9 protein-coding genes are annotated in these 10,763 nt (G+C 76.1%); 7 read left to right on the forward strand and 2 right to left on the reverse strand.

Going from position 1 to position 10,763, the window contains the following annotated elements; all coding sequences use genetic code 11:
- Positions 1–152: 152 nt before the first annotated feature.
- Together ABT093_RS14335 and ABT093_RS14340 are read left to right on the forward strand one after the other, a co-directional pair.
- Positions 153–1,073, forward strand: coding sequence for an acyl-CoA thioesterase (locus tag ABT093_RS14335; protein ID WP_350564027.1), 921 nt, complete (start codon positions 153–155; stop codon positions 1,071–1,073).
- Between the two features lie 125 nt (positions 1,074–1,198).
- Positions 1,199–1,852 carry a TetR/AcrR family transcriptional regulator gene (locus ABT093_RS14340; RefSeq protein WP_350564029.1) on the forward strand — a complete coding sequence of 218 codons (654 nt, stop codon included), beginning with the start codon at positions 1,199–1,201 and terminating at the stop codon, positions 1,850–1,852.
- Positions 1,853–1,920: 68 nt separating this feature from the next.
- Here the strand turns inward: ABT093_RS14340 and ABT093_RS14345 are convergent, their stop codons facing one another.
- A complete protein-coding gene (locus ABT093_RS14345; protein WP_350564031.1) occupies positions 1,921–3,240 on the reverse strand; it encodes a sulfite oxidase in 1,320 nt (439 codons plus the stop codon).
- 380 nt (positions 3,241–3,620) lie between these two features.
- Between ABT093_RS14345 and ABT093_RS14350 the strand changes: the two genes are divergently transcribed.
- From ABT093_RS14350 to ABT093_RS14365, 4 genes are all read left to right on the forward strand, one after another.
- Entirely contained in the window at positions 3,621–4,421 is an 801-nt protein-coding gene (locus ABT093_RS14350; RefSeq protein ID WP_350564032.1) for an alpha/beta fold hydrolase, read from the forward strand.
- A gap of 49 nt (positions 4,422–4,470) precedes the next feature.
- Positions 4,471–4,845 (forward strand): MerR family transcriptional regulator, encoded by a 375-nt coding sequence (locus ABT093_RS14355; protein ID WP_350564034.1) that lies wholly within the window; start codon positions 4,471–4,473, stop codon positions 4,843–4,845.
- Between the two features lie 197 nt (positions 4,846–5,042).
- On the forward strand, positions 5,043–6,686 hold the full coding sequence (locus ABT093_RS14360; RefSeq protein ID WP_350564035.1) for a BCCT family transporter: 1,644 nt from the start codon (positions 5,043–5,045) through the stop codon (positions 6,684–6,686).
- A 148-nt stretch (positions 6,687–6,834) separates the two neighbouring features.
- Complete coding sequence (locus ABT093_RS14365) at positions 6,835–7,020, forward strand: hypothetical protein (protein WP_350564036.1); 186 nt, start codon at positions 6,835–6,837, stop codon at positions 7,018–7,020.
- 764 nt (positions 7,021–7,784) lie between these two features.
- Here the strand turns inward: ABT093_RS14365 and ABT093_RS14370 are convergent.
- The gene (locus tag ABT093_RS14370; protein WP_350564038.1) at positions 7,785–9,581 is read right to left on the reverse strand and encodes a DUF2398 family protein; all 1,797 of its coding nucleotides are present in this window, start codon (positions 9,579–9,581) and stop codon (positions 7,785–7,787) included.
- Between the two features lie 294 nt (positions 9,582–9,875).
- Here ABT093_RS14370 and ABT093_RS14375 point away from each other — a divergent pair, with 294 nt between their 5' ends.
- Positions 9,876–10,619, forward strand: coding sequence for a lysoplasmalogenase (locus ABT093_RS14375; RefSeq protein WP_350564039.1), 744 nt, complete (start codon positions 9,876–9,878; stop codon positions 10,617–10,619).
- The last annotated feature ends 144 nt before the right edge of the window (positions 10,620–10,763 follow it).

Here is a 10,763-nt window from a genome sequence, read left to right on the forward strand (position 1 = left end):
CACGTTAGGTCGGGGCACTGACAATCACCCCCGGGCCACTCCTCGACCCCCTCCCGGTCTTCGAATTATGGAACACGTTCTAGCAAGAATGTTCGCCTTCCGGGTTACCCAGGTCACACCGGCGTACCGTCCGGGTCTGCCACTATGGGCTTGTGACAGAGCTGACCGAACAGGACAGGCGGGCCACCGGCACGGTCGGCCCGTTCGCCGAGCTGCTGTGGATCGAGCGCCTCGACGAGAACACGTTCCGCGGCCACTGCCACGCCGGTGCGCCGATGCGCGCGTTCGGCGGGCACGTCGCCGCGCAGGCGCTGGTGGCGGCCGGGCGGACGATCGGCGCGGACCGCTCGGTGCACTCGCTGCACGGCTACTTCCTGACGCCGGGCGACCCGACCCGCCCCATCGAGTACCGGGTGGACCGGGTCCGCCAGGGCACTTCCTACGCCACCCGGCGGGTGACGGCGGTCCAGCGGGGCGAGGCCGTCTTCAGCCTCTCCGCCTCCTTCAAGCGCCCCGAGCCCGCCGCCGACCGCCACCGCGAGGTGCCCGGGCTGCCCGGCCCCGAGGACCTGCCGGACGCCTTCTCGTTCTGGGACGAGGAGTCCCGGGCCGCGCTGGCCGACAGCGGCTTCGGCGCCCTGGAGCTGCGGTTCGTCCCGCCGGACGCGCCGGGCGTGCCGCCGGCCGTGCCCGGCATGCCGCAGCAGTTCGTCTGGCTGCGCACCGGCTCGCCGCTGCCCGCCGACGACCCGCTGCTGCACGTCTGCGCGCTCACCTACCTCTCGGACCTCACGCTCGCCTCGACGGCCGGGCTGCACGTCCAGCCGAACTTCTTCCAGCGCACCGGGCAGCGCGCCGAGCCGCCCCGGCTGCTGATGGCGTCACTCGACCACGCGATGTGGTTCCACCGGCCGTTCCGGGCCGACGAGTGGCTGCTGTTCGCGCAGCGCAGCCCGTCCTCCTCGGACGGGCGCGGGCTGGCGCTCGGCGAGTTCTACGACCGCGAGGGCCGACTGGTGGCCTCCGCCGTCCAGGAGGCGCTGATCCGCGAACGCCTGGTCGCACCGCGCTGAGCCGCGCCCGCACCGGCCGGCCGCCCGCTCCCGCCCCCCGCCACCACCCGGTGGCCGGGGGGCGAACGGCGGGCGGCCGGTCGGCGTCATATTCCTGAGCGGCCCCGGCCCGTATCATGGTGCGGGTGACCAAGGTTGACCTGTCACCACGACCGGTGGAGGCGATGTCTCCGCGTCAGCTCGAACGCCGCGAAAGCCTGATCGCGGCCGCGCTCGCCCTGGTGAACGAGATCGGCGTCGAACGGCTGCAGATGAAACAGGTCTGCGAGCGGTCCGGAGTCGCCCTGGGGACGGCGTACCGCTACTTCTCCTCCAAGGACCACCTGCTGGCGGCGGCGATCGCCGAATGGCACCGGCTCCTGCTGGCCGACCTGGTGGCGGAGCTGCGCGGACCGCGTGCGGGCCTCGGCGCCACCGACCGGGTGGCGCGGTTCGTGCGCGGCGGCATGCGGGCCTACCAGCGCCAGCCCGAGCTGGCCCGGCTGCGGGTCGCCGTCGCCGCCTCCACCGACCCCTTCGCCAGCGAGGCCCTGCAGGGCATGGCCCGGGCCGACAGCACGGCGCTCCAGGCGGTGATGGCCGACGAGGTGCCGGCCGCCGCGAGCGACCTGGTGCGGCACATCGTCGGCCACGCCTGGCAGGGCGAGCTGACCGCCTGGGTGACCGGCCGCACCACGCTCGGCGACGCCCGGCGGCGGCTGGAGGACGTGGTGCGGCTGGTGCTGACCCCCTACGAGCCCGCCTACCCGGCCCCGTACGAGGTCCCGTCCAACGTCTGACGGACGGCGGGACCGCGGGACGGCGGGACGGCGAACGGGGCGGCCCGAGCGGTCGGGGCTCCGACGGCTCAGGCCGCCGTCACCGGGTGGACCACCACCGCGTCGAACAGGTAGCCCTCGCGGTTGAACACCGCCGTCTCGGGCTGGGTGCCGCCCAGGCGGTCGGTCGCCCGCGCCCGCAGCTCGTACCGGCCGGGCCGCTCCGGGCGCCAGTCGACGTGCCAGCGCGTCCAGTCGCCGTACCGCGGCTCGTCGCGCAGCTCGGCGCGCCGCCAGCGCCGGCCGCCGTCGACCGACACCTCGACCCGGCGCACCGGGGCCGCGCCCGACCACGACCGGCCGTGCAGCCGGTGCGTGCGGCCGGCCGGCAGGACGGCGTCGCGGGCCAGCTCGAAGGCGCTCTTCACCACCTGCGTGGTGAGCGGGGCGCTGCCGCCGGGCGGGTAGTCGGGGCCGAACAGGCGGTAGGAGTCGGTGTTCCACGGCGAGAACAGCGGCCGGTCGGCGACCTCGACGGTACCGACCCACTTGATCGAGGCGATCCCGACCCAGCCCGGCACCACCACCCGGACCGGCGCGCCGTGGTCGGGGGTCAGCGGCTCGCCGTTCATCTCGTAGGCGAGCAGCACGTCGTCGAGCGCCTTGGCGACCGGCAGCGGCCGGCGGACCCGGCCGAGTCCGACCCCGCCGACCACCGGCTCCGGGTCGAGGCCGGCGGGCATCACGTCCACCGCGTCCGCCGTCAGGCCCGCCCGGCGCAGCACCTCCGCCAGCCGCACCCCGCGCCAGCGGGCCGAGCCGATCCCGCCGAGCGTCCACGGGGTGCCGGGCACGCTCTGGTGCTGCTGGCCGGTGAAGAAGCTGCGGCCGTTGCCGGCGCACTCGATCAGCGCCGTCGTCGTGTGGGACGGCAGGGCGCGCAGCTCCGCGAGCGAGAACTCGACCGGGCGCTCGGCGGTCGGGGCGCCGCGCAGGCCACTGCCGAAGAGCCTGAGCCGCCAGGTGCCGGCGTCGATCAGCGGGGTGCTGGTGTGGTTGCGGACGAAGAACCGCTCCACCGGGACATGCCGCCCCACCGGCCGGCCGTCCGCGCCGGCGCGCAGCGCGTCGAACCGCATCTCGGCGTTGGTCCCGCGCGGCACGAACCACTCGGCGGGCAGCGGCTTGACGATCCCGGGCACCGGCCCGGCCGCCGGCCCGGCCGCCGGGGGCGGGGCGGCGGCGGGACCGGCCGGGGCGGCGGCGGCGCGCCGCGCCCCGGTCAGTACGCCCGCGGCCGGGGCGGCGGCCCCGACGGCGAGGAGTCGCAGCAGCTCACGGCGTTCCCAGCCGTCTCGGCGGCCGGCCGTCGGCTGGTGGGCGGCTTCCGAGGGGATGTCTGCGGACATCGGCACACTCCCGTTCGCGTCATGGTGATGATGGGGACGACGGTCGCTGTCGGAGCCGTGGTCACGGCCCGGGTCTGCCGCACGGGCGGCTGCGGACGCCCGGCGGCGAGCGCGGGCTCAGCGACAGCGGCGACAGCTGAGGCAACAGCCGCGACAGCGGCCGCGACGGGACCGGACGGGCGCGCCCGCGGCGCCGGCGGCGGCCGAGGGCCGCCCGGCGGGTATCACGGCGCGGCATCCCCCGGTCACGCTCGGATCATAGGCGCGCCACCGACGCCGCGTCAGGCGATCCCGGGGCTTGACCCTGACACCGGTGTGAACTCCTACCGTGCGGAGCGGGCCGACCGGCCCGAACCGCCCAACCGAACAGGAGCACCGCCATGGCCGCCTCCCCCGCCCCCGCCGCGCCCCTCGCCGCCGTCGTCCGGGGCACCGGCCCCGGACTGCTGCTCGCCCACGGCGCCGGCGGCAGCGCCCGCGACAACTGGGGCCCACTGCTCGACGACCTCGCCGCCCACCGCACCGTCGTCGCCCCCGACTACCCCGGCTCCGGCGACAGCCCCGACGAGCCGGGCACGCGGCACTCGCTCGACGAACTGGCCGACCGCCTGGTGGCCGCCGCCGACGCGGCCGGTCTCGCCGACTTCGACCTCGCCGGCTACTCCCTCGGCGCCGCCGTCGCCGTCCGGATCGCCACCCGCCACCCCGGCCGGGTCCGCTCCCTGCTGCTGCTCGCCGGCCTGGCCGGCGGCTCGCAGCGGTTCCGGCTGCTCGCCGACCAGACCGTCGCCCTGAGCGCGCACCCCGCGCTGTTCGCCGACCACTCGCTGACCGTGGGCTTCGGCCGCAGCTGGGTGGACGCGCTGCCCGCCGCCCGGCTCGCCGAGCTGCGCGCCGCCCTGACCGCCGCGCCGGTCCCGGCGGGCATCGGCTGGCAGTTCGGGCTCGGCGCGGACGCCGACGTCCGCGCCGAGCTGGCCGGCGTCGGCGTGCCGACCCTGGTCGTCTCCACCACCGAGGACGACCTGGTGGCGCCGCAGCAGCACCGCGCCCTGGCCCAGGGCATCCCCGGCGCCCGGCTGGCCGAGCTGACGTCCGGCCACCTGCCGATGGTGGAGCGGCTTCCCGAGCTGCGGAAGCTGGTGCTGGACTTCCTCACGGACACCGCCGCCCGGGCCTGACGGGCCCGCGGAGGGGAACACCCGGCGGGGGCGGCGGCGTTCACCGACCATGCGCATCGGAGAACTCGCCCGCCTGACCGGGGTGTCCACCCGTCTGCTGCGGTACTACGAGGAGCAGGGCCTGATCGAACCCACCCGTTCGGCGGCCGGCTACCGCGAGTACGGCGCGGGCGACACCGTCCGGGTCCGCCAGATCCGCAGCCTGCTCGCGGCGGGCCTGTCCACCCGGGTGATCGCGCAGATCCTCCCCTGCGCGACCGGACCGGTCCCCGCCCTGGAGGCCTGCCCCGAACTGCTCGGCACCCTCCGCGGCGAACTGGCCGAGCTCGACGCGCGCATCGACGAGCTGAGCCGCAGCCGGGACGCCCTGGCCGGGTACCTGGACGCCGCCCTGCCGCCGTCCCGCCCGTACGCGGTCGCCTGACGTCCGGCGTACGACGTCCGGCGTACGACGTCCGACATCTGACGTCCGACATCTGACGCCTGTTCAGGTCACACCTCTTCGGCGTGCCCTGCCCGCCCTCCCGGCGAGAACTGGACATAGTACGACATGTATCCCCTTTCCGATCATGTCGTCGCCGTATTGCCGTCGGCCTGCCAGTTCGCCGCGAGAGGTACCCCATGACCAGTCAGCCGCCCGAGCCGCCCGACGAACCCGCCGCCACCCTCCCCGTCGACCGGGTCGTGTTCGGGGTCGGCGCCGTCGCCGTGCTCGGGGTCGTCGCCTGGGGCGTCTTCGCCGAGGACTCCCTCGGCCGGACCTCCGGGACCGCCCTCGGCTGGGTCCTGCACAACTTCGGATGGCTCTTCGTCGTCGCCGCCGACGTCTTCCTCGCCCTGACCGTCCTGCTCGCCTTCAGCCGGTTCGGCCGGATCCGGCTCGGGCGCGACGACGACGAGCCGGAGTTCTCCACCACCGCCTGGGTCGCCATGATGTTCAGCGCGGGCATGGGCATCGGCCTGATGTTCTACGGCGTCGGCGAACCGCTCCAGCTGTTCGCCGCCCCGCAGCCCGGCTCCGGCCTCGAACCCGAGTCGGCGGCCGCCGCCCAGCAGGCACTGGAGTTCTCGCTCTTCCACTGGACCCTGCACCCCTGGGCGATCTACGCCGTCGGCGGCCTCGCGCTCGCCTACACCACCTTCCGCAAGGGCCGGGGCAACCGGATCTCCGCCGCGTTCGTCCCGCTGATCGGCGAGCGCGGCGCCAACGGCTGGAAGGGCCGGGCGATCGACCTGCTCGCCGTGTTCGCGACCGTCTTCGGCTCCGCCACCAGCCTCGGCCTCGGCGCCCTCCAGGTGGCCGACGGCCTCGGCTACATCTCCGACGTCAACAACAGCGAGCGCACCCAGCTGGTGATCATCGGCGCGCTCACCGCCGCCTTCGTGCTCTCCGCCTTCTCCGGCGTGCACCGGGGCGTCAAGTGGCTCTCCACCGCCAACGTCGTGCTGGCCTCGCTGATCATGGTCTTCGTCTTCCTCGTCGGCCCGACCGTGTTCGTGCTGGACACCGTCCCCTCCACCGTCGGCGGCTACCTCTCCGACCTGCTCGTCATGTCCTCCCAGACCGGTGCCTTCACCGACGAGGAGTGGCTCGGCACCTGGACCATCTTCTACTGGGCCTGGTGGCTGTCCTGGGCACCGTTCGTCGGCACCTTCATCGCCCGGATCTCGCGCGGCCGCACCGTGCGGCAGTTCCTGCTCGGCGTGCTGCTGGTGCCCAGCGGGGCCACCGTCTTCTGGTTCTGCGTGATGGGCGGCACCGCGATCCGGCTGGACAGCACCGGCGCCGCCGACCTCGTGGCGACCATCCCGCGCGGCGCCGAGGCCTCGCTGTTCGAGATGCTGCGGGCCCTTCCGGGAGGCGCGGTCACCAGCGTGATCGCGGTGCTGCTGGTGATGACCTTCTTCATCACCAGCGCCGACTCCGCCTCGCTGGTGCTCGGCTCGCTCTCCAGCCGCGGCTCGCTGCACCCGCGCACCTGGCTGGTGGTCGTCTGGGGCGTGCTGATGGGCGGCGTCGCGGCCGCGCTGCTGCTGGCCGGCGGGCTCACCGCGCTGCAGAACGCCACCATCCTGGTCGCGCTGCCGTTCGTCGCGGTGATGCTGCTGCTGTGCGTGGCCCTGGTGAAGGAACTGCGCGCCGATCCGTCCGCCGGCCCCTCCCGCTTCCACCCCGCGCACGGCCTGCGGGACGCCGTCCGGGTCGCGGTCGGCGAGGCCCTGGCCGATGTCCGCCGGGGCAACCGGCATCCCCCGAACGGGTGAAAAACCGCTCCCCGGGAGGATCGGCCCGCCACCTCCCGGGGGGCTTGACCTGCGACGTTGCACATGGCGCCCAAGCCGACGCCCACCTCCCATCCGGACTTCACCCGCATGTAGCGACCGTTCACACCGCCCTGGAAGCCTCCGTGTCATGAACGCCAACCCTCCGGCGACCCTCCAGGAACCGCGCTTCCCCCTGCCCAAGCGCCACCGCCGCTTCCTGGCCAGCGCCGCCGTCCTCGCCTCCGTCGCCCTCGGCACCCTCGGCGTCGGCGCCACCGTCGAAGCCGTCCAGCACGGCACCGTCGCCACGGCCACCGCCACCGTGCGGAGGTAGACGGCCGGCACCCGCCGACAGACCGGCGCGCGGGGATGCCCCCTCGCCCACGGCCTCCGGCACCCCGGCCCGCCCGGCGCGGCGGCCCCCGAGCAAGCCGCCCCACACAGCGGCGCCACCCGACCGGCCGACGCCACCACATCCGGCCCACCGGTGTGCTCCCTCGGCCCCACGTCCAAGGCATCGGCCGATCCCGGCCCCGGCGAACCCGATCCGCCAGGAACCGACTCGATCCGGTGATCCGTCAGCGAGCTCATCGGTGTCCGCCTTGATCGGGGTGTCCACCGAGTTCACGACACTCCCGCGATGGTCGTCCGATGCGAAGGCGAGCACCCGGCTCGGGGCAGCGAACCCGAGCGGGCGGCCCCCCGGGCGGCAGTGAGGTCCGGGGTGGCCAGGACAGGCGGGCAGCCGAGGTCGGGCAGGGGCGGGATTGTGAAGCCCCGGGCCGGCAAACCGGGGCTCCTCGGGCGGCCGTGGTACCCGCGACACGGCGCGCCCGTCCGGCCGGCTGACCGGCCCGGGGCGGAAGGTCCGCAGCAGGAGCGGCCACCGACGCCGAGGCGGGGCCAGTCGCCGTCGGGCAGGGTGCATCAGGGATCAGCGCCGACCGGTGGCCGGGCAGTCGTGATGCCCGGGTCGCACGGGAAAGGCGCGGGGCGGGACGCAGCCGCCGTCAGCCGGAGCAGCTTCCCCGGGGCGGGCCGGCGGCGCGGCTGCGCGCGGCCGGGGGAGGCGCACCGGGCCCGGGGAGGTGGTGGCAGTCAGGCCGGGAGGCCGGCGTGGGGGGTGGCGGGGGCGGGGATGGTGAGGTCGGGGTCGCGGCGGGAGTGGCGGCCGGTGCCCGGGGCGGGGAGGAGGTCGGGGGCCGGGGCGTAGCGGGCGGCGGGGGCGCGCAGGAGCCAGCCCGAGGGACGGGTGGTGATCAGGCCCATCCGGTGGAGCAGGTCGAGGGCGTCGCGGCGCAGGGCGGTGCGGTCGGCGAGGTAGTCGCGGCGCCAGCCGGACGGGAGGCCGTACTCGTCGGCGATGTCGCCGAGCACGCCGTCTATCAGCGCGTCCGGGACGGGCACGTCGGCGCCGGTGGTCTCGCCGGGCAGCGGGCGGACCTCCTCGACCAGCCGCTCGACCAGCAGCAGGGCGGCCTGGGCGGCCGTCCCGGCGCCGGACAGGGCGAGGTCGGTGAGTTCCTCCGCCGGGTCGAGGAGGGCGACGCCCTCGGCCCGCTGCTCCGCCTCCAGGCCGAGGAACTCGGCGAGCGCGGCGGGGCCGGAGTACCGGTGGTCGCGCAGCCAGGCGCGCTGGTCCTCGGGCAGGTCGGCGGTCAGGACGGCCGGGGTCTCGGCGAGGCGGCGGCGGACGGCGGTGCCGGGCTCGGCCTCGGCGGCGTGGCGGATCAGGTCGGCGGCGTCGTCGGCGAGCGCGGGCGGGCCGGCCGGGACGGCGCGGGCCAGCTCCCGGTCGACCGTCAGGACGGCGGACGCGTCGGTGAGGTCGGCCGGGACGTCGGCGAGCACCTGCCAGTCGGCGAGCACGGCGAGCGCCATGGCGAGGTCGGAGAGGTCGCCGGTCCCCGTGGCCGGGCCGGGGTCGGCGTTGTCCATCGCGGCCAGCAGGCGGCCGAGCGGGAGCTGTTCGGGGGCGTCGACGAGCAGGGCCAGCGCGAGGGCGAGCCGGGTGTAGCCGCCGGGGGTGAACGGGGCTCCGGTGGCGGGGTGTTCGAGGCGGCGGACGGCGCCGGGGCCGGGGCCGGCCTTGTGCAGCCGGGCGTGCCAGGGGCCGACCACCAGGGGGTAGCCGAGCAGGGTGTCGAAGCGCTCGGCGAGCCAGTCGCGGTGACGGCGGATCAGCGGGAAGCCGTCCGCGTGCGGTCCGGAGGCGGTGACCAGCGGGTGGGCGAGGAGCAGCCGGGCGGCGATCCGGCGTTCGGCGGCGGTGGTCGCGGCGGAACGATCCTGCGGTACGAGGGGGACGGCGCCCCGGGAGCGCTCGGGCCTTCGGTGCCGCCCGGGCTTGCCCTGCTTGACGCCCGACAGGACGACGGGCAGGGCGGCGGCGTCGCGGCGGGCGCGGCGCAGACCGGGGGCGGTGCGCGGTTCGCGGGCGCGCGGCGGCGCGGGCGTGTGCGCGGTGGGGCCGTGCCACCAGCTGACCTCGTCGCCGGACGCTCCGCCGGACGTTCCGCCGGACGGCTCGGCGGCGGCGCCGAAGTGACGGGCCGGGTAGAGGCCGAAGGCGGCGGCGCAGAGGTCGTCGGCGGTGCCGGGGGCGGCTTCGGCGAACCAGCGCGCGAGCCGCAGCAGCCCGGGGTCGGGCGACAGCTCCCCGGGCAGGAGTCCCTCGGGCGACAGCTCCCCGGGTGGCGCGGCCGCGGCGTCGGCGTCCTGCGGGGCGTCAGCACCGGCCGCGCCACCCGGTACGGGGCCGGCCCCGGGACCGCGAGCGGGTTCGCGTACGACGACGACGGCGTCGGTGGTGCTCCGCCCCGCCCCGCCCGTGCGCCCGTCCGACGTGCCACCGGCCGTCCGTGCGGCGCCGGTCGCGTACTCCTGCTGCTTCATGTCGGGGACCAGACTAGACGCTGGGCGCGGCCCTCGCTGGCAGCCGCCCGGCGCGCGGCGACATCCGGCCGGACGGCGCGCCGGCCCCGACCGGGCCCCTGCCGATCCCCCACTGATCCCCTACCGATCCCCGACCGGGTCACCACCGGACGGCGGGTCGTCACCCCGGTGACCCCACCGGACCTACGCACCGGTAACAATCTCTTCCGAACCCCGTTCCGGTCCCCTATCGTGCCCGGCACGGGCCGACCGCCCCGCAGCCCACTCCCCCACCCACCCGGAGGACACCGCCGTATGAGCATCCGTACGACCACCCGCGCCGTTCTCGGCGGCCGGCTGCGCTCGGCCTCCGGGCTGCTCGCCGGCTTCGCCACCACCTCGGCGGCCCACCTGGGGGCGCTGCTGACCGACACCCAGGTGCTGCGGCACGCCACCAAGCCGGCGCTGATGCCGCTGCTGGCCGCGCAGAGCCTCGCCAGTGCCGCCGCGGCCGGCCGGCAGGCGCCCAGGCTGCTCGCGCCGGCGCTGCTGCTGAGCGCGGGCGGCGACGTGCTGCTGCAGCTGGGCCAGGACCCGGCGTTCCTGGCCGGAATGGGCTCGTTCGCGGCGGCGCACGTCTGCTACGTGACGATGTTCGTCGGCCAGGGCGCGCTGACCGACCGGCGCCGGACGCTGGTGGTCGCGGCGGCGTACGCGACGGCCTGGGCGTCGATGGTGAGCCTGCTCTGGCCGGATCTCGGGGACCTGCGGATCCCGGTGGCCGGGTACAGCCTGCTGCTCGCCTCGACGGCGGTGACCTCGGCCGGGCTGAACCTCCGGACCGGGCTCGGCGGGGCGCTGTTCCTGCTCTCCGACACCCTGATCGCCACCAAGCTCGCCAAGTGGCGGGAGCTGCCGGGCCACGAGGTCTGGATCATGGCCACCTACATCCTGGCGCAGTACCTGCTGGCGACCGGCGCACTGCGCGCGGACGAGGCGCAGGAGGAGCGGGAGGCCCAGGAGTTCGGCTCGGCCCTCCGGGCCGGCGGCGCGGTCTGACGGGACGGCCGCACGGCACGGCCGCACGGCACCGCCCCACCGCGCGCGGGTGCCGGCCGCCGCCGGTTTCGGCGGGAGCCCCCCCCCCAGACCCGGTGCTCGCGCCCCTGGGGGTTCGGGCTCCCCCCCCCCCCCCCCCCCCCA

Origin of the sequence: Kitasatospora sp. NPDC002551 (assembly GCF_040296005.1) — a bacterium.
Lineage (GTDB): Bacteria > Actinomycetota > Actinomycetes > Streptomycetales > Streptomycetaceae > Kitasatospora.